This window comes from Enterobacter sp. RHBSTW-00593 (assembly GCF_013784105.1).
Classification (GTDB): domain Bacteria; phylum Pseudomonadota; class Gammaproteobacteria; order Enterobacterales; family Enterobacteriaceae; genus Enterobacter; species Enterobacter ludwigii.
Window position 1 is genome coordinate 4,512,472 of sequence record NZ_CP056393.1, and the last position, 23,961, is coordinate 4,536,432.

At 56.0% G+C, this 23,961-nt stretch carries 18 protein-coding genes; 4 read left to right on the plus strand and 14 right to left on the minus strand.

Translation table 11 applies throughout. The features are described from left to right. Positions 1-40 precede the first annotated feature (40 nt). Positions 41-2,746 (plus strand): HTH-type transcriptional regulator MalT, encoded by a 2,706-nt coding sequence (malT, locus tag HV242_RS21745; RefSeq protein ID WP_050737694.1) that lies wholly within the window; start codon positions 41-43, stop codon positions 2,744-2,746. Positions 2,747-2,830: 84 nt separating this feature from the next. Here malT and HV242_RS21750 read toward each other — a convergent pair whose 3' ends face one another. Genes HV242_RS21750 through glpE form a run of 3 tightly spaced genes read right to left on the minus strand, consistent with a single transcriptional unit; the run spans position 2,831 to position 4,816 of the window. After that, entirely contained in the window at positions 2,831-3,589 is a 759-nt protein-coding gene (locus HV242_RS21750) for a DeoR/GlpR family transcriptional regulator (RefSeq protein ID WP_008503060.1), read from the minus strand. 16 nt (positions 3,590-3,605) lie between these two features. Beyond that, the gene (gene glpG, locus HV242_RS21755; protein WP_047954777.1) at positions 3,606-4,436 is read right to left on the minus strand and encodes a rhomboid family intramembrane serine protease GlpG; all 831 of its coding nucleotides are present in this window, start codon (positions 4,434-4,436) and stop codon (positions 3,606-3,608) included. Between the two features lie 47 nt (positions 4,437-4,483). Continuing rightward, positions 4,484-4,816 carry a thiosulfate sulfurtransferase GlpE gene (gene glpE / locus HV242_RS21760; RefSeq protein ID WP_020884562.1) on the minus strand — a complete coding sequence of 111 codons (333 nt, stop codon included), beginning with the start codon at positions 4,814-4,816 and terminating at the stop codon, positions 4,484-4,486. Between the two features lie 252 nt (positions 4,817-5,068). Between glpE and glpD the strand changes: the two genes are divergently transcribed. Then, positions 5,069-6,577, plus strand: a complete 1,509-nt coding sequence (gene glpD, locus HV242_RS21765) for a glycerol-3-phosphate dehydrogenase (RefSeq protein ID WP_020884561.1) — start codon at positions 5,069-5,071, stop codon at positions 6,575-6,577. A gap of 87 nt (positions 6,578-6,664) precedes the next feature. On the opposite strand, the gene glgP is transcribed toward glpD, so the two are convergent. From glgP to asd, 6 genes are all read right to left on the minus strand, one after another. Next, positions 6,665-9,112: a glycogen phosphorylase gene (gene glgP, locus HV242_RS21770; RefSeq protein ID WP_014171981.1), complete on the minus strand. Its 2,448-nt coding sequence runs from the start codon at positions 9,110-9,112 to the stop codon at positions 6,665-6,667. Between the two features lie 18 nt (positions 9,113-9,130). Next, a complete protein-coding gene (glgA, locus tag HV242_RS21775) occupies positions 9,131-10,564 on the minus strand; it encodes a glycogen synthase GlgA (protein ID WP_014171982.1) in 1,434 nt (477 codons plus the stop codon). Then, entirely contained in the window at positions 10,564-11,859 is a 1,296-nt protein-coding gene (gene glgC / locus HV242_RS21780; RefSeq protein WP_020884559.1) for a glucose-1-phosphate adenylyltransferase, read from the minus strand. Before glgC ends, glgA begins: the two co-directional genes overlap by 1 nt. A 17-nt stretch (positions 11,860-11,876) precedes the next feature. After that, entirely contained in the window at positions 11,877-13,850 is a 1,974-nt protein-coding gene (gene glgX / locus HV242_RS21785; RefSeq protein ID WP_050737695.1) for a glycogen debranching protein GlgX, read from the minus strand. After that, positions 13,847-16,033: a 1,4-alpha-glucan branching enzyme gene (gene glgB, locus HV242_RS21790; protein ID WP_020884557.1), complete on the minus strand. Its 2,187-nt coding sequence runs from the start codon at positions 16,031-16,033 to the stop codon at positions 13,847-13,849. The genes glgX and glgB overlap by 4 nt, the downstream gene beginning before the upstream one ends. A gap of 230 nt (positions 16,034-16,263) precedes the next feature. After that, positions 16,264-17,367 (minus strand): aspartate-semialdehyde dehydrogenase, encoded by a 1,104-nt coding sequence (asd, locus tag HV242_RS21795; RefSeq protein ID WP_044866040.1) that lies wholly within the window; start codon positions 17,365-17,367, stop codon positions 16,264-16,266. Positions 17,368-17,544: 177 nt separating this feature from the next. Here asd and yhgN point away from each other — a divergent pair, with 177 nt between their 5' ends. Next, the gene (gene yhgN / locus HV242_RS21800) at positions 17,545-18,138 is read left to right on the plus strand and encodes an NAAT family transporter YhgN (protein ID WP_003861574.1); all 594 of its coding nucleotides are present in this window, start codon (positions 17,545-17,547) and stop codon (positions 18,136-18,138) included. Positions 18,139-18,188: 50 nt separating this feature from the next. Here the strand turns inward: yhgN and gntU are convergent, their stop codons facing one another. From gntU to HV242_RS21825, 5 genes are all read right to left on the minus strand, one after another. Next, positions 18,189-19,529: a gluconate transporter gene (gntU, locus tag HV242_RS21805; protein ID WP_014171987.1), complete on the minus strand. Its 1,341-nt coding sequence runs from the start codon at positions 19,527-19,529 to the stop codon at positions 18,189-18,191. A 3-nt stretch (positions 19,530-19,532) separates the two neighbouring features. Next, a complete protein-coding gene (gene gntK / locus HV242_RS21810) occupies positions 19,533-20,060 on the minus strand; it encodes a gluconokinase (RefSeq protein ID WP_020884556.1) in 528 nt (175 codons plus the stop codon). 126 nt (positions 20,061-20,186) lie between these two features. Continuing rightward, the gene (gene gntR, locus HV242_RS21815; RefSeq protein ID WP_014171989.1) at positions 20,187-21,182 is read right to left on the minus strand and encodes a gluconate operon transcriptional repressor GntR; all 996 of its coding nucleotides are present in this window, start codon (positions 21,180-21,182) and stop codon (positions 20,187-20,189) included. A gap of 100 nt (positions 21,183-21,282) precedes the next feature. Continuing rightward, positions 21,283-21,978: a pirin family protein gene (locus tag HV242_RS21820; RefSeq protein ID WP_014171990.1), complete on the minus strand. Its 696-nt coding sequence runs from the start codon at positions 21,976-21,978 to the stop codon at positions 21,283-21,285. Between the two features lie 122 nt (positions 21,979-22,100). Continuing rightward, on the minus strand, positions 22,101-23,138 hold the full coding sequence (locus tag HV242_RS21825; protein WP_050737696.1) for an oxidoreductase: 1,038 nt from the start codon (positions 23,136-23,138) through the stop codon (positions 22,101-22,103). Between the two features lie 308 nt (positions 23,139-23,446). Between HV242_RS21825 and yhhY the strand changes: the two genes are divergently transcribed. After that, complete coding sequence (gene yhhY, locus HV242_RS21830) at positions 23,447-23,935, plus strand: N-acetyltransferase (RefSeq protein WP_044866036.1); 489 nt, start codon at positions 23,447-23,449, stop codon at positions 23,933-23,935. Positions 23,936-23,961: the final 26 nt, after the last annotated feature.

Here is a 23,961-nt window from a genome sequence, read left to right on the forward strand (position 1 = left end):
AAAAATAAATTCTCTCGTTCCCCACAGTGAAGTGAAAACTATGTTGATTCCGTCTAAATTAAGTCGCCCGGTTCGTCTTGACCATACAGTGGTCCGCGAGCGTCTGCTGGCTAAACTTTCCGGCGCGCATAATTTCCGACTGGCGCTGGTTACGAGCCCTGCAGGTTATGGAAAAACAACGCTCATTTCGCAATGGGCCGCAGGTAAGAGCGACCTTGGCTGGTACTCCCTTGATGAGGGCGATAACCAGCAAGAGCGTTTTGCCAGCTATCTGATTGCCGCCATTCAGCAGGCAACCAACGGACACTGCATCGCCAGTGAGGTCATGGTGCAAAAGCGCCAGTACGCCAGCCTGTCTTCCCTTTTCTCACAGCTGTTTATCGAACTGGCCGAATGGCATCGCCCGCTGTACGTGGTGATTGATGATTATCATCTCATCACTAACCCGGTTATCCATGAATCGATGCGTTTCTTCCTGCGTCATCAGCCGGAAAACCTGACCCTGGTCGTGCTGTCGCGTAACCTGCCGCAACTGGGCATCGCCAACCTGCGCGTGCGCGATCAGCTGCTGGAAGTCGGCAGCCAGCAGCTGGCCTTTACCCATCAGGAAGCAAAACAGTTTTTTGACTGTCGACTGAACTCGCCAATTGAGGCCTCCGAAAGCAGCCGCCTGTGTGATGATGTCGCCGGCTGGGCGACGGCGCTGCAGCTGATTGCTCTCTCTGCCCGGCAAAATAACAGCCCGACGCACCAGTCTGCGCGTCGCCTGGCGGGGATTAACGCGAGCCATCTTTCTGATTATCTCGTCGACGAAGTGCTGAACAGCGTTGATCCGTCGACCCGAAATTTCCTGCTCAAAAGTTCTCTGCTGCGTTCCATGAACGACGCGCTGATCGTGCGCGTGACCGGCTGTGAAAACGGTCAACTGCAGCTGGAAGAGATTGAACGCCAGGGCCTGTTCCTGACCCGAATGGACGATCCCGGCGAGTGGTTCAGCTATCACCCACTGTTCGGCAGCTTCCTGCGCCAGCGCTGTCAGTGGGAGCTTGCGACGGAACTGCCGGAAATCCATCGCGCCGCCGCCGAAAGCTGGATGGCGCAAGGTTTCCCGAGCGAGGCGATTCACCACGCGCTTGCCGCCGGTGATGCCGGCATGCTGCGCGATATCCTCCTTAACCACGCATGGGGCTTGTTTAACCACAGCGAGCTGACGCTGCTTGAAGAGTCACTGAAAGCCCTGCCGTGGGAGAGCCTGCTGGAGAATCCGCGCCTGGTGCTGCTGCAGGCCTGGCTGATGCAGAGCCAGCATCGCTACAGTGAAGTAAATACCCTGCTGGCACGTGCCGAGCAGGAGATGGAAAGCGATATGGATGCCACCCTGCACGGCGAATTCAACGCCCTGCGGGCGCAGGTGGCGATTAACGACGGTGATCCGGAAGAGGCTGAGCGCCTGGCGATGGTTGCGCTGGATGAACTGCCGCTGGCCAATTTCTACAGCCGTATTGTGGCCACCTCGGTACACGGTGAAGTTCTGCACTGCAAAGGCGAGCTGACGCGCTCCCTTTCGCTCATGCAACAAACTGAACAGATGGCCCGCCGCCACGATGTCTGGCATTACGCGCTGTGGAGCCTGATCCAGCAAAGTGAAATTTTGTTTGCGCAGGGGTTCCTGCAGGCCGCCTGGGAAAACCAGGAAAAGGCCTTCCAGCTGATTCGTGAGCAGCATCTGGAACAGCTGCCGATGCACGAGTTCCTGCTGCGCATTCGTGCACAGCTTCTTTGGGCATGGTCGCGTCTGGATGAAGCGGAAAGCTGCGCCCGTCAGGGTGTGGACGTTCTCTCCAGCTTCCAGCCACAGCAGCAATTGCAGTGTCTGGCGCTGCTGGTCCAGTGCTCGCTGGCGCGTGGCGATCTCGATAACGCCCGCAACCACCTTAACCGTCTGGAAAACCTGCTCGGTAACGGTCAGTACCACAGCGACTGGGTGTCCAACGCCGATAAGGTGCGGGTGATTTACTGGCAGATGACCGGCGACAAAAAATCCGCCGCTAACTGGTTACGTCAGACCCCTAAACCGGAATTTGCCAACAACCACTTCCTGCAGAGCCAGTGGCGCAATATTGCCCGCGTCCAGATCCTGCTCGGTGAATTAGAACCTGCCGAAATCGTGCTGGAAGAGCTTAATGAAAACGCCCGCAGCCTGCGGCTGATGAGCGATCTCAACCGCAACCTGCTTCTGCTGAACCAGCTTTACTGGCAGGCGGGCCGCAAAAACGATGCCCAGCGTGTCCTGCTGGAAGCGCTGCAGCTGGCGAACCGCACCGGATTTATCAGCCACTTTGTCATCGAAGGTGAAGTGATGGCCCAGCAGCTGCGACAGTTGATTCAACTCAATACGCTGCCAGAGCTGGATCAGCATCGTGCCCAGCGTATTCTGCGCGAGATTAACCAGCACCATCGCCATAAGTTTGCGCACTTTGATGAGAACTTCGTTGAACGTCTGCTGAACCATCCGGAAGTACCGGAACTGATCCGCACCAGTCCGCTCACTCAGCGCGAATGGCAGGTGCTGGGGCTGATCTACTCAGGCTACAGCAACGAGCAGATCGCCGGTGAACTGGCGGTGGCGGCGACCACCATCAAAACCCATATCCGCAATCTCTATCAGAAGCTGGGCGTGGCGCATCGTCAGGATGCGGTGCAGCATGCACAGCAGTTGCTGAAGATGATGGGGTACGGCGTGTAATTCTGGTGCGCGTGGGTGCCCTCACCCGGGCCTGTTTTGCAGAAACTAAAAACGGCAACCTTCGGTTGCCGTTTTGCTTTTACGTCAGCACAGTTCCAGCTGCAGATTATTATCCTTAATCACCTGCATCACGCCTGCCGGCGGCATCACGTCGGTATAAACCGCATCAACCATGCTGATGCTGCCCATATTCACCATCGCGTTACGGCCAAACTTGGAGTGGTCCACCACGAGCATAACGTGGCGTGAATTCTCAATAATCGCACGCTTGGTGCGGACTTCATGATAATCAAACTCCAGCAGGGAGCCATCGCTGTCGATACCGCTGATCCCGAGAATGCCGAAATCGAGACGGAACTGAGAGATAAAGTCGAGCGTCGCTTCACCGATGATGCCGCCGTCGCGGCTGCGCAACTCGCCGCCCGCAAGAATGATGCGGAAATCGTCTTTCTGCATCAGGGTATTCGCGACATTCAGGTTATTGGTCACGACGCGCAGGTTTTCATGATCCAGCAGCGCATGGGCGACCGCTTCCGGCGTGGTGCCGATATCAATAAACAGCGTCGCCCCGTTAGGGATCTGGCTGGCGACTTTCCGCGCAATGCGCTCTTTCTCCGCCGTTTGTGTGGCTTTACGGTCATGCCATGAGGTGTTGACCGAGCTGGACGGCAGCGCCGCCCCGCCGTGGTGGCGCAGAATACGGTTTTGATCGGCAAGGTCGTTCAGGTCACGACGAATGGTCTGCGGGCTGACGGCAAACTGCTCGACCAGCTCTTCGGTGCTGACATATCCCTGTTTTTTAACCAGTTCGATAATGGCGTCATGACGTTGTGTTTGTTTCATCGATTATCCCTGAGAATTATGTTCGTTTTCGCGCATGGAGCGTGTCGGCAAACGCCATCGCCAGCCCAACGGCCAGCCCGGTGACGTGTGCACCATTGGCGATAGACATACCAAACAGATCAAACCATCCGGCAATTAGCCATATTAACGCAAAGGTTATTAACCCGCGTTGCAGATAGATGCCACTTTCAGGATCGCGCTCACCTCTGAGCCAGACGTAGCCCATCAGGGCATACACAACACCTGATAATCCGCCAAACCACGGGCCGCTGAATTTGTGCTGCACATAGCCACTCAACAGGGCACTGATGACGGTGATCACAATCAGCTTCCCGCTGCCAAGACGCTTCTCGACGGCACCGCCAAGGTACCACCACCACAGCAGGTTAAAGAGAATATGCATCACCGAGAAGTGCATCAGCGCGTGGGTAAAATAGCGCCAGACGTCAACGTCCAGTGAAGGGTCATAGGGCCATGCCAGGGCGATCATGACGCTCTGGTCGCCGATCACGTTCATCATAATGAACACGATAATGCAGGCCGCCATCAGCAGCAGCGTAAACGGACCCGCGCGTTCGCGCACGGTGGCAAAGAAGGGAAAACGACGATAGTGCAGCCCGCTGCCCGTCTGGCCTGATTGCCAGCTTGCGGCCAGATAGCGCGGGTCGCCAGGGTTCTCAAGGAATCGCGCCAGCTCCTCATTTACCCTCGCGGCCTGGCTCTCGTCGGCCAGCCACACATCGGTCTGATGATGTTGCTGGATGGTCAGAATAACGCCCTGCGTCGCCATATAGTCGACAAACGCCTGGGCGACGCGCGGGTTGGTAAAAGAGGTGATCATCAACATGGGCAGCCGTCGCTTATTTCCACACAAAAGGGGACAGTATAGCGGTATCAGCGCTCAAACGCGTATTCAACTTCTGCCGGGAAATGACGATGCCAGGCATCGAAGCCGCCATCGACGCTGTAAACCGCATCGTAGCCCTGCTGAAGCAGGTACTGCGCTGCACCTTTACTGCTGTTGCCGTGGTAGCACATGACCATCACCGGCGTGTCGAAGTCGTTATCGCGCATAAACGCGCCCAGGGAGTCGTTGGTCAGGTGGAACGCGCCTGGCGTGTGGCCCATCGCAAAGCTCTGTGGATCGCGGATGTCCACCAGCACAGCCGTTCCCTGGTGCATTTTCTGATGGGCTTCTTCTACGTTAATACATTCAAACTGATCCATGGTGCTCTCATCTTATATTCAGGTGTGGTGCGCTTCCTCTCACCTCCACTCTCTCCTGAAGTGAGAAGGTTGGGCGAGGGCATCAAGCGGCACTATTTTACCCCGTAGTGTACGTCCTGGCGGCGGGTAAACGCCATTATGTTATCCATATCACTCTAAATTGTTTTTTTGATGTTACCAAAAGCGCGTTCCTTTGCTATTATGAGCGATATCGAACATTTATGAGCTTTAACGAAAGTGCGTGAGGGTGTTATGGAAACCAAAGATCTGATTGTGATAGGCGGTGGCATCAACGGTGCCGGGATTGCGGCCGATGCTGCAGGACGCGGTTTATCCGTGCTGATGCTGGAAGCTAACGATCTCGCCTGCGCGACCTCGTCCGCCAGCTCCAAACTGATCCACGGTGGCCTGCGCTACCTGGAACACTACGAATTCCGCCTGGTCAGCGAAGCCCTGGCCGAACGTGAAGTGCTGCTGAAAATGGCCCCGCATCTGGCGATTCCGATGCGCTTTCGCCTGCCCCACCGCCCGCATCTGCGTCCGGCGTGGATGATTCGAATCGGTCTGTTTATGTACGATCATCTGGGCAAACGTACCAGCCTGCCAGGATCGACCGGTTTGCGTTTTGGCTCAGAATCGGTCCTTAAACCTGAAATCGTGCGCGGATTCGAATATTCCGACTGCTGGGTAGACGATGCGCGTCTGGTCCTTGCCAATGCGCAGATGGTGGTGAAAAAAGGCGGCGAGGTGAAAACCCGCACCCGCGCCACAGCTGCCCGTCGTGAAAACGGCCTGTGGGTTGTTGAAGCGGAAGACGTGGATACCGGCGAGAAGTTCAGCTGGAAAGCGCGCGGCCTGGTGAACGCCACCGGTCCGTGGGTGAAACAGTTCTTTGATGAGGGAATGCACCTGCCTTCGCCGTACGGCATCCGCCTGATCAAAGGCAGCCACATTGTCGTGCCACGCGTGCATACCCAGAAGCAGGCCTATATCCTGCAGAACGAAGATAAACGTATCGTGTTTGTGATCCCGTGGATGGACGAGTTCTCCATCATCGGCACCACCGACGTGGAGTACAAAGGCGATCCGAAAAATGTCGAGATCGACGAAAGTGAAGTCAGCTACCTGCTGAAAGTGTATAACGCACACTTCAAAAAACAGCTGGCACGCGATGACGTGGTCTGGACCTACTCCGGCGTGCGTCCGCTGTGTGATGACGAATCGGACTCACCGCAGGCCATCACCCGCGACTATACACTGGATATTCATGACGTGGACGGCCAGGCACCGTTGCTGTCGGTCTTTGGCGGCAAGCTCACTACCTATCGTAAGCTGGCCGAACACGCGCTGGAAAAACTGGTGCCGTACTACAAAGGCATTGGCCCGGCCTGGACTAAAGGTGCCGTATTGCCTGGCGGCGATATTGGGGATAACCGCGATGATTATGCTGCGAAACTGCGCCGTCGCTACCCGTTCATCACCGAAGGGATGGCGCGTCACTACGCCCGTACCTACGGCAGTAATACGGAATGGATCCTGGGTGAAGCCAAAACGCTTGCCGACCTGGGTGAACATTTCGGTCACGAACTCTACGAAGCCGAACTGCGCTATCTGGTTGAGAACGAGTGGGTGCGCCGCCTGGATGATGCCATCTGGCGTCGTACCAAAGAAGGGATGTGGCTGGATGCCGAGCAGCAGTCGCGCGTGGCGCAGTGGCTGGCGCAGAACGCGGGAAAGCGTGAGCTGTCATTAGCATCGTGATGTAAAAAAGCCCGGTGGCGTTACGCTTCCCGGGCCTGCAGATCGCATAAGCCGGGTCAGGCGAAGCCGCCACCCGGCTCTGTTTTTTTATAATCGCACGGGATCGATATGCCAGATAGTTTCAGCATATTCTTTGATAGTACGGTCTGATGAGAAATACCCCATATTGGCGATGTTATGCATCGCGGCGCTGGTCCACTTCTCCTGCTGACGGTACAACTCGTCCACGTTGTCCTGGCAGTCGACATAGCTGCGGTAATCCGCCAGCACCTGATAGTGGTCACCAAAGTTAATCAGTGAATCGACCAGATCGCGATAGCGGCTCGGCTCTTCAGGGTTAAACACACCGGTGGCGATTTGCGTCAACACCTGGCGCAGCTCTTCATCTTCTTCGTAGTACTCGCGCGGCGAGTAGCCCTTCCTGCGAAGCGCCTCCACCTCCTCCGTCGTATTACCGAAGATAAAGATATTTTCTGCCCCGACATGCTCCAGCATCTCAACGTTCGCGCCATCCAGCGTACCTATGGTCAGTGCGCCATTCAGGGCAAACTTCATATTACTGGTGCCGGAGGCTTCCGTACCGGCCGTGGAAATCTGCTCAGACAGGTCCGCCGCCGGAATGATCAATTGCGCCAGACTCACACTGTAGTTCGGGACAAAGACCACCTTCAGCTTGTCACCGATATCCGGATCGTTGTTGACCACCTTCGCCACATCATTGATGAGATGAATAATGTGCTTCGCCATGTAGTATGCCGACGCCGCCTTACCGGCAAAGATTTTCACCCGTGGCACCCAGTCGGCCGTTGGGTCGGCTTTGATGCGATTGTAGTGCGTGATGACGTGCAGCACGTTCATGAGCTGTCGCTTGTACTCATGGATACGCTTGATTTGCACATCAAACAACGCTTTCGGGTTGGCCACCACGTTCAGGTGCAGCGCAAGATACACCGACAGCCGCTTCTTGTTCAGAAGCTTGGCTTCACGCACGGCTTTGTTCACCGCCGGGAAATCCAGGTGCTGTTCAAGCTCGCCCAGCTGACTCAAATCAGTACGCCAGGTGCGGCCAATATGTTCGTCCAGGACGTCGGAGAGCGGCTGGTTAGCCAGCGCCAGCCAGCGACGCGGGGTAACACCGTTCGTCACGTTGCAAAAACGCGTCGGGAAGATCTTCGCGAAATCAGCAAACAGCGACTGCACCATCAGGTTCGAGTGCAGTCCGGAAACCCCGTTCACCTTGTGGCTGATCACCACCGCCAGCCAGGCCATACGCACGCGGCGACCGTTGGATTCATCAATGATTGAGGCCCGGCTCAGCAGGCCAGTATCGTTCGGATACTGCTCCTGCAGCGTCTTCAGGAAGTAGTCGTTAATCTCAAAGATAATCTGCAGATGGCGCGGCAAAATTTTACCGAGCATGTCGACCGGCCAGGTTTCCAGCGCTTCGCTCATCAGGGTGTGGTTGGTATAGGAGAAGACCTGGCAGGTCACTTCAAACGCATCATCCCAGCTGAACTTGTGCTCGTCGATCAGCAGACGCATGAGCTCGGGGATCGAAAGCACCGGGTGGGTGTCGTTGAGGTGAATCGCGGTTTTTTCCGCCAGGTTGCTGTAGGTTTTATGCAGCTGATAATGACGGCTCAGGATGTCCTGAATCGTCGCGGACACAAGGAAATACTCCTGACGCAGACGCAGTTCGCGTCCGGAATAGGTCGAGTCGTCCGGATAAAGTACGCGGGAGACGTTTTCAGAGTGGTTTTTATCTTCCACCGCCGCAAAATAGTCGCCCTGGTTGAATTTACCGAGGTTGATTTCGCTACTGGCCTGGGCGCTCCACAGGCGCAGGGTGTTGGTGGCATCGGTGTCGTAGCCGGGGATAATCTGGTCATAGGCCACGGCCAGGATCTCTTCCGTCTCAACCCAGCGGGATTTTTTTCCCTCCTGCTGAATACGGCCACCAAAGCGCACTTTGTAGCGCGTGTTGTGTCGTTTGAATTCCCACGGGTTGCCGTACTCAAGCCAGTAGTCCGGAGACTCTTTCTGTCGGCCTTCCACAATGTTCTGTTTGAACATGCCGTAGTCGTAGCGAATCCCGTAGCCGCGGCCCGGCAGGGCCAGCGTCGCCAGCGAGTCCAGGAAACAAGCGGCCAGGCGCCCCAGGCCACCGTTACCGAGGCCCGGGTCGTTCTCTTCGTCAATCAGCTCTTCTAAATCTAACCCCATCTCTTCCAGTGCGGTTTTGACGTCGTCATAGATACCGAGCGACAACAGCGCATTGGACAGCGTGCGGCCAATCAAAAATTCCATCGACAGGTAATAAACCTGCCGCGTTTCCTGCGAGAGCTGGGCGCGGTTAGAGCGCAGCCAGCGTTCCACTAAGCGGTCACGCACGGCAAACAGCGTGGCGTTCAGCCACTCGTGTTTGTTGGCGATGACCGGGTCTTTCCCGATGGTGAACATCAGCTTATAGGCGATAGAGTGCTTTAACGCCTCAACGCTGAGCGTGGGTGAAGAATAGCTAAAAGGAGCATTCATATCAGTAACTTCGCCTCGTTACATCAAGCGTTGATAAAGGTCGCGGTATGACTGCGCCGCAACGTGCCAGCCAAAGTCCAGAGACATCGCCTGACGCTGAACGTAACGCCACAGAGATGGACGGGACCACAAGACGAAAGCACGCCGAATCGCCCGCAGCAGCGACCAGGCATTACTGTCCTCAAAGACAAACCCACTGGCGATACCGTCCGCAAGGTTTTCCAGAGAACTGTCCGATACGGTATCCGCCAGCCCGCCAGTACGACGTACCAGCGGCAGCGTGCCGTATTTCAGGCCATAGAGCTGCGTCAGGCCACACGGTTCGAAACGGCTCGGCACCAGAATGACGTCAGCACCGCCCATAATCCGGTGCGAAAACGCTTCGTGATAGCCAATCTGCACCCCTACCTGCCCGGGGTGTTCCGCCGCTGCCGCAAGGAAACCTTCCTGCAGCACCGGGTCGCCGGCACCGAGCAGCGCCAGTTGTCCCCCCTGCTCCAGTAAGCCCGGCAGCGCCTCCAGCACTAAATCCAGCCCTTTCTGGCTGGTCAGACGGCTGACGACGGCGAACAGCGGCACTTTATCGTTCACCTTCAGCCCCATCGCAATCTGCAGCTGGCGTTTGTTTTCCGCTTTGTCTTCCACGGAATCGCGGCCATAGCGTGCCGCCAGCAGAAGATCGGTCTCCGGATTCCAGATCTGCTCATCAACGCCGTTGAGGATCCCCGACAGGCGGCCCTCACGATGGCGCTGTCGCAGCAACCCTTCCAGACCGTTACCAAACTCCGGCTGGGTAATTTCCCGGGCGTAGGTCGGGCTCACGGCCGTAATGTGATCGGCGTAGTAGATGCCGGCTTTCAGGAACGAAATCTGCCCGTTAAACTCCAGCCCGTGCATGTTATAGAACGACCATGGCAGATCGATGTCATTCATGTGATGGGCATAGTACATGCCCTGATACGCCAGGTTGTGAACGGTAAAGACCGATTTCGCCGGGTGGCCGCGCGCCGCCAGATACGCCGGTGCAAGCCCGGCGTGCCAGTCATGAGCGTGTACCACATTCGGGCGCCAGAACGGATCCAGCCCGGTTGCCATTTCAGCACCGACCCAGCCGAGCAGTGCGAAACGCAGCACGTTGTCGGTATAGGCGAACAGGTTCGTATCGTGATACGGGCTACCCGGTCGATCGTATAAATGCGGCGCATCAATCAGGTAAATGCCTACGCCATTGTAATGTCCAAACAGCAGGGTGATGCGTCCGGCGAAGGTTTCACGACGAGTGACCACCTTTGCATCTGGAATACCACGCCGGATATCCGGAAAAGCGGGCAACAGAACTCGGGTATCTACACCCCCGGCGATTTGCGCCGCAGGCAATGCGCCAAGAACATCCGCCAGACCGCCCGTTTTTAACAACGGGAACATCTCAGAACATACATGTAAAACCTGCATTATCGCTCCTGTTTGACCTGCAGCTTCCGCAACATTTCCCGTGTTACTAACACGATCCCCTCTTCCGAACGGTAGAAACGACGCGCGTCTTCTTCCGCATTTTCACCAATCACCATGCCTTCAGGTATGACGCAGGCACGGTCGATAACGCAACGGCGCAGACGGCATGAGCGTCCGACCCAGACATCCGGCAGCAGCACCGCCGAATCGATATTACAGAATGAGTTCACGCGCACGCGGGGGAACAGCACCGACTGCACCACCACCGACCCCGAGATAATGCATCCGCCGGACACCAGCGAGTTCAGCGTCATGCCGTGACTGCCGGAGCGGTCCTGAACGAATTTCGCCGGCGGCAGCGATTCCATGTGGGTACGGATTGGCCAGTTCTGGTCGTACATATCCAGTTCAGGCGTCACCGACGCGAGATCGAGGTTTGCCTTCCAGTAGGCCTCAAGCGTTCCGACGTCGCGCCAGTAAGGTTCAGCATTCGGATCAGACTGCACGCAGGACAACGGGAAGGGATGTGCATACGCCATGCCAGCTTTGGTAATTTTCGGAATGATATCTTTGCCGAAGTCGTGGCTGGAGTTTTCGTCTTTGTCGTCTTCTTCCAGCAGCGCGTAAAGATAATCGGCATCAAAGACATAGATCCCCATGCTGGCGAGCGATTTGGTATCGTCCCCAGGCATTGTCGGTGGGTTCGCCGGTTTTTCGACAAAATCGATAATCTTGTCGTCGGCGTCGACATGCATCACCCCAAATGCCGTCGCCTCAGCAACAGGCACGGGCAGGCATGCCACGGTGCAACGCGCCCCTTTTTCGACGTGGTCGATCAGCATGTGGGAGTAGTCTTGCTTGTAGATATGATCGCCCGCGAGGATCACGATGTATTCCGCGTTATAACGGCGAATAATGTCGAGGTTTTGCGTCACCGCATCCGCCGTCCCGCGATACCAGTTCTCACCGTGAACGCGCTGCTGGGCAGGCAGAAGATCGACAAACTCATTCATCTCTTCACTGAAGAATGACCAGCCGCGCTGGATGTGCTGCACCAGAGTATGCGACTGATACTGCGTAATGACGCCAATGCGGCGAATGCCTGAGTTCAGGCAGTTGGAGAGCGCAAAGTCGATAATACGGAACTTACCACCAAAGTGGACGGCAGGTTTGGCGCGTTTGATGGTCAAATCTTTCAGACGAGTACCACGCCCGCCTGCGAGTATCAGGGCAACAGTTTTTAATGGTAGCTGGCGTGCCAACATTAAGGGATCGTTCTTCTCTAATCTAACCATGACTAACTCCTTTTTTATCATCTTTGGAATACGCACACTCCGTGCGCAGGCCCGTGCCAGACAGCCATTACTACCGGATTATCCGCTCCGGCAAATGGGGGAACAGCGCGCCATTCCCCGTCAGGTAAAACAATCTCAGCGACGTCATCCGTCGCGTTCAGCGTGACCAGCCACCTCTCCGAAAGCAGGATTTGCAGGCGTGGTACGCCGTGTTGCCACTCTTGCGCGCTTAAGGGTTGCGCGTCTTGATTCAGCCAGCGGACATTACCGTCGCCCTCTTCCCACCAGCGTTCGGCGGTGAGCGCGGGAATTTGCTGGCGAAGATGGATCAGCGCAGCGGTAAAGTGAATCAACCCGCTGTTCGCTTCACCCCAGTCGAGCCAGGTCAACGTGTTGTCCTGGCAATACGCATTGTTGTTACCATGCTGACTGTGACCATGTTCATCGCCTGCCAGCAGCATCGGCGTGCCCTGCGACAATAACAGCGTTGTCAGCAGCGCATGCACGCTGGCGCGTCGCCGCTCGATAACATCAAGGCTTCCGCCTAACCCTTCTATACCATGATTGAAGCTATGGTTATTGTTAGTGCCATCGCGATTCTCCTCGCCGTTCGCTTCATTGTGTTTCTGATTGAAACAAACGCAGTCCCGGAGCGTAAAACCGTCGTGCGCCGTCAGCAGGTTGATCGTCGCAGACGGTCGTTTGCCATCGCGCTTAAAAAGATCGCTGGACCCGGCAAAGCGTCCGGCGAACTCCCCCAGCGACAGATTCCGTTCCAGCCAGAAGCGGCGCGCGGCATCGCGATAGTGATCGTTCCACTCGGCAAACAGGGGCGGGAAATTCCCGACCTGATACCCCCCTTCACCGATGTCCCACGGCTCGGCAATGAGCTTCACCTGTGACAGCACCGGACAGTTTTTAATCGCTTCAAACAGCGGCGCCTGCTGGCTGAAGGCCGGCGTACGCCCCATAACGGGTGCCAGATCAAAACGAAAACCGTCGACGTGGAACGTGTCCACCCAGTACTTCAGGCATTCATACGCGAAATGCATGACCGCCGGGTGGCTGAGATTGAGCGTGTTACCGCAACCGGTCCAGTTGAAGTAATCGCCATCGTCCCTGATCCAATAATAGCTACGGTTATCAATTCCGCGCATGGAGAGCGTCGGTCCATCGAGATCGCTTTCCGCACTGTGGTTCAGTACCACGTCCAGAATGACCTCAATACCTGCCGCATGAAGCGCCTTTACCACATCACGAAACTCGTCCCGCGCCTTGTCCGGATGAGCGGCATAGCGGGGTTCGAGCGCAAACATCGCCAGCGGGTTGTAGCCCCAGTAGTTACTGAGCCCCAGCCGCTGCAGACGAGGTTCACTGGCAAAATGCGCGACGGGCAACAGCTCCAGGGCCGTGATCCCGAGGTGCTTGAAGTAGGCAATCATGGTCGGATGACCGAGCGCCTTGTAGGTGCCGCGCATCTCTTTCGGGATCGACGGATGCAGATACGTCAGCCCTTTGACATGCGCCTCGTAGATAACGGTGTTGCCCCACGGCGTGCGCGGCGGGGCATCGTCTTCCCAGTCGTAGAGATCGTTCACCACCACGCTTTTAGGCGCCACGGGGGCGCTGTCGCGGTGGTCGGGTTCACCGTAGCCGACATGGAAAATAGGGTCGTCTTTAAACTCGCCATCCACGCGGTGCGCACACGGATCGATCAGCAGCTTCGCCGGGTTAAACCAGTGCCCCTGCGCAGGTGCCCACGGGCCGTGTACGCGATAGCCGTAGTGCATTCCTGGCCGTCCCCCGGCCAGGTAGCCGTGCCAGGTATCTCCTGTGCGAGACGGCAGGTCGTAACGATGTTCATTACCCTCGCCGTCAAATACGCACAGTTCAACCCGCTCCGCATGGGCAGAAAAGAGCGTGAAATTCACCCCCTTTCCATCAAAACGTGCCCCGAGCGGTTCGGGTTTACCTGCCGTAAGCTGGGTCATTCCCCCTCCCGGATCAGCCAGATGGTGCTGAGCGGCGGTAGCGTAAGGCTCAGGGAATTTGGTCGCCCGTGGCTTTCAATGGCATCGCTTTGCACCAGACCACCGTTACCGGCATTGCTGCCGTGGTAGTGCGTGGAATCGGTATTCAGGATTTCACGCCACTTGCCGGCCTGGTTAATCCCGAAGCGGTAATGATGGCGCGGTACAGGGGTAAAGTTGCTGGCGACGATAATTTCGTTGCCGGCTTTATCCCGCCGCACAAAGACAAACACCGAGCGCTCATGGTCATCCACCACCAGCCACTCGAAACCGTACGGGTCAAAATCAAGCTCATGCAGAGCTTTGTGGTGACGGTAGGTCAGGTTCAGGTCCCGCACCAGACGCTGCACGCCGTGGTGCCAGTTGTCGCCCCCTTCCAGCAGATGCCAGTCGAGGCTGGTGTCGTGGTTCCACTCGCGCCCCTGGGCGAACTCATTGCCCATAAACAGCAGTTTTTTACCCGGGAAGGCGAACATCCAGCCGTAGTAGGCGCGCAGGTTGGCGAACTTCTGCCATGCATCGCCCGGCATGCGGTCGAGAATGGATTTTTTGCCATGCACCACTTCGTCATGCGACAGCGGCAGCATGAAGTTCTCGGTGTAGTTGTAGAGCAGCCCGAAGGTGAGTTTGTCATGGTGATACTGGCGGTAGACGGGATCCAGCTTCATGTAGTCGAGCGTGTCGTGCATCCACCCCAGGTTCCATTTGTACCAGAACCCCAGTCCGCCGGTTGACGGTGGACGGGAGACGCCAGGGAAGTCGGTGGACTCTTCCGCCATCGTCACCGCACCTTCTACCTGCTCGCCGATAATACGGTTGGTGTTGCGCAGAAACTCAATCGCTTCCAGGTTTTCACGGCCGCCATACTCGTTCGGGATCCACTCGCCTTCTTTGCGGCTGTAGTCGCGGTAGATCATCGACGCCACGGCATCAACGCGCAGGGCATCAATGCCAAAGCGCTCAATCCAGTACAGCGCATTGCCCACGAGGTAGTTTGCCACTTCACGACGACCGTAGTTGTAGATCAGCGTGTTCCAGTCCTGGTGATAGCCTTCGCGCGGGTCGCTGTGCTCGTACAGCTTAGTGCCGTCAAACTCTGAAAGACTAAAATCATCGGACGGGAAATGGCCCGGCACCCAGTCGAGGATCACGTTTAACCCGGCGGCGTGCGCGGCATTGATAAAATAGCGGAAGTCATCGCGCGTGCCGAAGCGACGCGTCGGGGCATACATCCCGGTCGGCTGATAACCCCAGCTTCCGTCGAACGGGTGTTCATTAATTGGCAGCAGCTCAAGGTGGGTAAAGCCCATCCATTTCGCGTACGGAACCAGCTGGTCAGCAAGCTCCCGGTAGCTGAGCCAGAAGTTGTTATCGGTATGGCGACGCCAGGAACCGAGATGCACTTCATAGACGGAGATTGGCGCATCAAAGCGGTTGGCCTGCTTGCGTTCTTCACTCTGGACAACTTTCTCCGGCAGGCCGCAAATCATTGACGCGGTTTCCGGACGCATCTGCGCTTCGAAGGCGTACGGGTCGGACTTAATACGCAGCTTGCCGTGCGCATCGATCATCTCGAATTTATACAGCTGGCCGTTGTGCGCACCGGGGATAAACAGCTCCCAGATACCGCTTTCACGGCGCAGACGCATCGGGTGACGACGGCCATCCCAGTAGTTGAACTGGCCAACAACGGAGACTCGCTGGGCGTTAGGCGCCCACACGGCAAACCGCGTGCCGGTGATGCCATCCATCGTATCGGCATGGGCACCCAGCGTTTCATAAGGTCGCAGGTGGGTACCTTCAGACAGCAGCCACGCGTCCATCTCCTGTAAAAGAGGCCCAAAGCTGTAGGGATCATCGATGAGATTTTGCTGACCATGCCAGATAACGGCAAGCTGATAACGAAAAGGGTTTTTACGACGGGGCATTACGCCCGAAAAGAAGCCACGAGAATCGAGGCATTCCAGATTGCCGACCTTGCGGCCGGTTTTGGGTTCGATAACCCACACTTCTGTGGCATCCGGTAACAGTGCCCGGACTTCCAGCCCGGCCTCGGTACGGTGCATCCCCAGTACGGAAAAGGGGTCGGCAAAATGACCCGCAATAAGCGCATTAATCACGTCTCTATCCACACGATCGGACATGGTATTCATCCTGTTTTTTATGTCGTCCTTTTTTAGCGCCTGGGACGACTTTAATGTGACCTGAACGGGCATCCTCTCAGCCCCGTCCTAACCTCAGGTAAGAAATAACTCTTCCTTAAAGCATAGCCAACGCTCTAAATGACTCCTGATAAAAAATAAGACATATGCGTTTTACTCCATGTAGTACGCGGAAAAGGGGGTGAAAATCACCCCCGGGGTTTAACAAATTATTACGCCAGCTGGCGCAGCATGCGACGCAGCGGCTCGGCTGCGCCCCACAGAAGCTGGTCGCCGACGGTGAATGCAGAAAGGAACTCCGGCCCCATGTTCAGCTTACGCAGACGACCAACTGGGGTGGTCAGCGTGCCGGTGACGGCAGCCGGGGTCAATTCACGCATGGTGATGTCGCGATCGTTTGGAACCACTTTCGCCCACGGGTTGTGTGCAGCCAGCAGCTCTTCCACGGTCGGAATCGACACATCTTTTTTCAGTTTAATCGTGAAGGCCTGGCTGTGGCAGCGCAGCGCGCCGATACGTACGCACAGACCGTCAACTGGAATGGTGTTCGCGGTATTGAGTATTTTGTTGGTCTCAGCCTGACCTTTCCACTCTTCGCGGGTCTGGCCGTTATCCAGCTGTTTGTCGATCCACGGGATCAGACCACCGGCCAGCGGTACACCAAAGTTATCCACCGGCAGCTCGCCGCTGCGGGTCAGCTCGGTGACTTTACGCTCGATATCGAGAATAGCGGAGGCCGGATTTGTCAGCTCGGTCGCAACGCTGTGGTGCAACTGGCCCATCTGCGTCAGCAGTTCGCGCATATGACGCGCACCGCCGCCGGATGCGGCCTGGTAAGTCGCCACGGAGACCCACTCCACCAGGTCCTGTGCGAACAGGCCGCCGAGGGACATCAGCATCAGGCTGACGGTGCAGTTACCGCCGACAAAGGTTTTTACGCCGTTGTTCAGGCCGTCGGTGATGACGTCCTGGTTGACCGGGTCGAGAATGATGATGGCATCGTCTTTCATGCGCAGTGAAGACGCCGCATCAATCCAGTAGCCCTGCCAGCCGCTTTCACGCAGCTTTGGATAAATTTCGTTGGTATAATCGCCGCCCTGGCAAGTGACAATAATGTCGAGTGCCTTCAGCGCTTCCAGATCGAAAGCATCCTGCAACGTACCGGTGCTGCCGCCAAAAGAAGGTGCAGCCTGGCCGAGCTGGGAAGTGGAGAAGAAGACCGGGCGGATGGCGTCGAAATCGCGCTCTTCAACCATGCGTTGCATGAGAACAGAGCCGACCATACCGCGCCAGCCGATAAAACCAACGTTTTTCATAGCATTTTTTTCCTGCAGAGGGTGTGTGCTGATTGTGCAAACCAGTATTCAACTGGGATATGCTTCACATTACAAAATGCTGCCAAAGTCGCAAGCGAAATTAATCGATGATGGCCCGCCAATCAGAAATAGCGCTAATCATCATAATAACCATAGAGAGTTTCAGGGATAATTTTAATGAGTGAAATCATATCCGCGGCGGTTTTATTGATCCTGATAATGGATCCTCTGGGCAACCTGCCTATCTTCATGTCGGTGCTGAAGCACACCGAACCCAAACGCCGTCGGGCGATCATGATCCGCGAGCTGCTTATCGCGCTGCTGGTGATGTTCATCTTCCTGTTTGCCGGTGAGAAAATCCTCGCCTTCCTGAATCTGCGTGCCGAAACGGTTTCGATTTCCGGTGGGATTATCCTGTTCCTGATAGCGATTAAGATGATTTTCCCGAGCGCCGAAGGCAGCAGCAGCGGCCTGCCCGCGGGGGAAGAGCCGTTTATTGTGCCGCTGGCGATTCCCCTTGTCGCCGGACCGACGATTCTGGCAACGCTGATGCTGCTGTCGCATCAGTACCCTAATCAGATGAGCCATCTGGTGATTGCCTTGCTGATTGCCTGGGGCGGGACGTTTATCATTCTGCTGCAGTCGTCGTTGTTCCTGCGCCTGCTGGGTGAGAAAGGCGTAAACGCGCTGGAGCGCCTGATGGGGTTGATTCTGGTGATGATGGCGACGCAGATGTTCCTGGACGGGATCCGCGCGTGGATGAAGGGCTAAGTAAAAACAAAAAAGGACAACTCACGTTGTCCTTTTGCTTTTAGCCGGGTTTAACTCAGCAGCGTAAACGCAATCATCCCGACAATGGCACCCGTCGTGCCGAGGATGGTTTCCATCAGCGTCCAGGTTTTCAGGGTTTGCGCTTCGGTCGCACCGGTAAATTTACCGAACAGCCAGAAGCCGGCGTCGTTGACGTGTGACACCACAATCGAACCGCCCGCAATACAGATTGAGAGCGCGGCCATCTGGGCACCGGAGTAGTTAAGCTGTTCAATCACCGGCATCACCAGACCCACGGCGGTTAAACATGCCACCGTCGCAGAGCCCTGGATGATACGCACCGCCGCAGCCAGTACGAAACAGGTCACTGCAATGGGCAGCCCCATGCCGGTCAGGGCTTCGCCCAGCGCCGGACCCACGCCGGAATCCACCAGCACCTGTTTGAACACGCCGCCGGCACCGATCACCAGCAGAATGATACCCGCCGGCTGCAGCGCATGGCCGCAGATTTCCATCACTTTGTCTTTCGGCATGCCCTGGCGCATCGCCAGGCCGTACATCGCCACCAGACACGCCACCAGGATCGCGGTGAACGGGTGGCCGATAAACTCAAACCATTCGTACGCGGTAGACCCTACCGGCACGAAACGCGCGGCGATGGTTTTCAGCCCCACCAGCACCAGCGGCAGCAGGATCAGCGCCAGGCTGAAGCCGAAGGACGGCATTTTGCCTTCGCCAAGGTGCGGCTCGGTGACGTCATCCGGAATGTGAAGCTCAACGTAACGGCTGATGAAGTTGCCCCACAGCGGGCCGGCAATAATCATTCCCGGGATCGCTGCACACAGGCCGATCAGGATCATCCAGCCAAAATCGGCGTGCATCTGAGAAGCCAGCAGCATCGGCGCAGGCCCAGGCAGCAGGAACGCCGCCGCAGCCGCCACGCCCGCAAACAGCGGAATCACCAGCTTCACGAGGTTAGTGCCGGTATGGCGCGCCATCGAGAACGCCACGCTAATCAGCAGCACCACGGCCACTTCGAAGAACAGCGGCAGCGCACAAATCAGACCGGCGAGGCCAATCGCGTAGTGCGCACGGCTGTGTCCGAAGGATTTGAGCATTTTGACGGCAATCTGGTCGACTGCGCCCGTCTCATGCAGGATCTTGCCAAACATCGCGCCCAGCGCGACCACAATGGCCAGGAAACCCAGCGTGCCTCCCATCCCTTTTTCCATCGTCGCTGCGATCTTATCGAGCGGCATACCGGAAAAGAGACCTGCACCAATAGACACCACCATTAAGGCAACGAAAGCATGCATACGCGCTTTCATCACTAAAAACAGCAGCAGCAATACGGAACCAACTGCTGTTAAAACTAGCGTTAATGTACTCAAAACTTACTGCCTTTTATTAATGACCTCGATGGTGCTGGCAACAACACCCTCCAGTGACTGATCGATATCAACCACTAAGACGTCTTTCTCATCGTCACCCGGCTCCTGCAACGCTTCGAACTGCGTCACCAGCATCTGGGTTTTGAAGAAGTGGCCTTTACGCGCCTTCAGACGGCTCTCAATCACCTCGAAATCGCCTTTCAGGTAGATGAAAGAGAGGTTCGGGTTGCCGTCACGCAGCAGGTCGCGGTAGGTTTTTTTCAGCGCGGAGCAGACGATCAGGGAGACCTTGTTGGTACGCTGCATCGCGAACGCGGCGTCATTCAGCGCCTGCAACCACGGTTTGCGGTCGTCATCGTTCAGCGGCTCGCCGGAGGCCATTTTCATGATATTGCTGCGCGGATGGAGGAAGTCGCCATCAAGAAACGCCGCATGAAGTTGATGCGCCACTTCGCTGGCCACGGCAGATTTACCGCTACCGGAAACGCCCATCAGGACGTAAACGTGGTGATCATGATTAGTCGTGCTCAAAGGGTGTCCCTCAGTCAATTGTTACGGGTAACAGTTATCGGTAACATTGTCCTGCCGGGGCAAAAGAGAAGCAATATCCAAACGTGCGCGAAGTGAATAAGTGTGACCCACTTCAAATTTGTCAGCTTAAATAGATCCACCCGGTGACAAGGTGAAACCTAAATCTAACATTTTCGGCGTCACCGTCTCGCCACGTATGCGCGCCAGCAGGCGTTCTGCGCCAATACGGCCCATACGTTCACGCGGTGTCAGGACGCTCGCCAGACGGGGTTCCATCACCTGGCCGATGTCGTGGCCGTGGAAACCGGCAATCGCCATGTCTTCGGGGATCTTCAGCCCCAGACGCTGGCATTCGAACGCTGCACCGACCGCAAGGTCATCGTTGGTACAGAAAATACCGTCCAGTTGCGGATACTCGCGTCGTGCCTGACGCATCAGCTCAATACCCGACGTATAGGATGACGACTGCTCAACCATCACGCTGTATGGTGTTAAACCGGCGTCGAGCATTGCCTGCTCGTAACCCTTCTGTTTGATGATAGTACGTTCATCCAGACGTGCACCCAGGTAGGCAATATGGCGATGGCCGCGGGCAATGATAGCCGCCGTCATCTGGCGCGCCGCTTCGAAGTTATCAAAGCCCACCGCAATATCGAGACACGGCGACTGGCTGTCCATCAGCTCCACCACCGGAATGCCTGCCACTTCAATCATTTTTAGCGTACGGGGGGTGTGAGTACGTTCGGTTAAAATCAGACCGTCGATGTTCCAGGAGAGCATGGACTCAAGACGTTCTTCTTCCAGTTCCGGCTTGTACCCATAGTGGGCGAGCATGGTCTGATAGCCAAAGGCATCGGTCACGCTTTCAATGCCGCGCAACACTTCGGCAAAAACCTGGTTGGTTAAGGAAGGCAGGAGGACGCCAACCGCGCGGCTGGTCGCATTCGAAAGAATATCGGGGGCGCGGTTAGGGATATACCCCAGTTCATCGAGGGCAGCGGCAATCTTGCCACGCAACGCCACGGAAACCTGTTCCGGGTTACGTAAAAACCGGCTGACCGTCATTTTGGTCACACCGACGCGATCGGCTACATCCTGAAGTACGGGGCGTTTCTTTTTCATCGTCCTGAGAAATCGTAAGTGATAGATTTGCTCAGTTTATCACGGACAAAGCCCATCCTTCCCCTGTCAAAGGGAAGGATGGGCATTTATTTATGATTTATTACACCGGTGGCAGATCAAACAGCAGAATTTCGCTTTCACTGTCGGCATGCACGGACAGTGCCTGCTCATCCCAGATTGCCAGACCATCCGCCGTGGTAGCTTTCGTGCCGTTAATAGACACCTCGCCTTTCACCACCTGGATCCAGACGCGGCGGTTAGCGGCAATCTGATGGACAGACTGTTCGTCTTTTGCCAGCGCCCAGCGGTACAGTTCCATATCCTGGTGCACTTTCAGCGAACCGTCACGCGCATCCGGAGAGAGCACCAGCTGTTTGCCCTGTTTAGCATCAAAGCGGCGCTGTTCGTAGCGCGGGGTGATGCCGGTTTCTTCCGGAATGATCCAGATTTGATACAGGTGCAGTTTTTCCGTTTTGCTTGGGTTGTATTCAGAGTGACGCACCCCGGTACCCGCACTCATAATCTGGAACTCGCCCGCCGGAACCTGCTCTTTGTTGCCCATGCTGTCCTGGTGCTCAACCGCCCCTTCCAGCACATACGTCAGGATTTCCATGTCTTTGTGCGGGTGGGTACCGAAGCCCTGGCCTGCATCAATCACGTCATCGTTAATGACGCGCAGTGCGGAGAAGCCCATAAAGTTCGGGTCGTAGTAGTCAGCAAACGAGAATGAATGCCATGAGTCCAGCCAGCCATGATTCGCGTGACCACGTTCGTTTGCTTTGCGTAAGTAGATCATTGTTTCACCCTCAGTTCGTTTCGATGGAGTAAGTGTGGACGCAAACGGCCTGGGATCATAGAGGGTGAAAATTGACTCCTCTGTTCAAAAATTTAGAACAAGCAAAGAGGAGTCATAATTTCTTATCTGGCGAGGGTTATCGTGGCAGGAGAGGCCTGTTCGAAGGCCCGTTCAAGGAGTTCGAGATTGGTCATAACTTCAGATTCCTTGACGTAATTGGGCGCACCGTTAGTCAGGGTCTCATACAGCGCATCGTAAACGCGGCCATAGTCACCCGCTTCGGGTTTCACGTCCTCTCTAACGGTGATGCCCTCTTCGTTGACGTACTCCAGAACGCCCACGGAGTCATCCGCCGCAAACCCCGGGTCGCCGGGCATAATGTTCGCCTTCAGGCTGGTCTCCTGCTGGTCGATACCGTACTTGATAAACGAGCCTCTGGTGCCATGCACAATAAATTTCGGGTAGTCAATTTTCACCAGATGGCTGGTTTTGACGATGGCTTTCAGATCGCCGTAAAACAGCTGGGCTTCGAAGGTGTCATCCGGATTGGCTTTGTTACGCAGGCTGCGAATGTCATACGCCACATGGTCCGGTCGGCCAAACAGGGAGATTACCTGGTCCATGGTGTGCACGCCGAGACCATAGAACGAGCCGTCCTGTGGCAGGCCGGGATGCGTTTCGGCCACCGGACGGTAGTAATCAAAGTGGCTTTCAATCTCGACGATGTCACCCAGTTTACCGCTCTCAATCACTTTTTTTGCCGTCAGGAAGCAGCTGTCAAAGCGGCGGTTTTGGTACGGCGTGACGGTCAGCCCTTTGCGCTTCGCCAGGTCAAACAACGTTTTCGCCTCTGTCATTGTCGGGGTAAACGGCTTTTCCACCAGCACGTTTTTGCCCGCCTCCAGCGCGCGTTTTGCGTACTCGAAATGGCTGTCAGCGTGGGTACAGACAATCACCAGTTTGACCTGCGGATCGTTGAGGACCTCATCAAGATCGCAGGTGAAATGAATATGGGAGTACTGGGGAGACTGCTCTTCCGGCTTCGCGCGACGCCGGTAGATATGTGCAACGTGCCAGCTGTCTTTGCGGTTGAGAACATACGGAAGGTGGTAACGCGTGGTGCTTTTGCCAAATCCAATAAATGCGCAATGTAATGTCATGGCTCAGTCCTTTTTAAGGTTACTGAGTGCAACCATAGCGCAAGTTTTGCCCTCACCCCAGCCCTCTTGCACGGGGAGCGGGCGAAAAAAGACAAAAAAAAGCCAGCGAAAAGCTGGCTAAAGTAATACTGGAAGCAATGTGAGCAATGTCGTGCTTTCAGGTTCCCGTAGGGGTCTTCCTGAACGCAGAGCAATAATAATCATTCTCATTCGCACTTGTCCAATCTTTTTTGCAAAAATTAGCAGTTGACTCAAATTTTAATCTCACTGATGTTGGAATGGACGTTTAACTGACTGAGGATGAAGGAATGAGTGAGATTGTGATACGCCATATCGAAGCCCGCGATGCAGAAGCGTTACGTGACATTATGTCGCATCCTGGGGTGTATCACGACACGCTACAACTTCCCCATCCCTCAATGGATATGTGGCATGACCGGGTCGCGACGAAACCGGGAAGACGGCATCTCGTCGCCTGTCTTGACCAGCGAGTGGTTGGCCATATGGCACTCGATGTGATGGAAAATCCCCGCCGCAGCCACGTTGCAACGTTCGGCATTAGCGTGGCCGCTGATGTACAGGGACGCGGTGTGGGTCATGCGCTCATGCGCGAAATGGTCAATCTCTGCGACAACTGGTTGCGCATTGAACGCATTGAGCTCACGGTTTTTGCGGATAACCCTGCGGCACTGGCGCTGTATAAGAAGTTTGGGTTTGAAATCGAAGGGACCGGCAGGAACTTCGCCCTGCGTAACGGCGACTATGTGGACGCGTATTACATGGCGCGGCTGAAGTGATAAATTGCCCGGTAGCGCGACGCTTA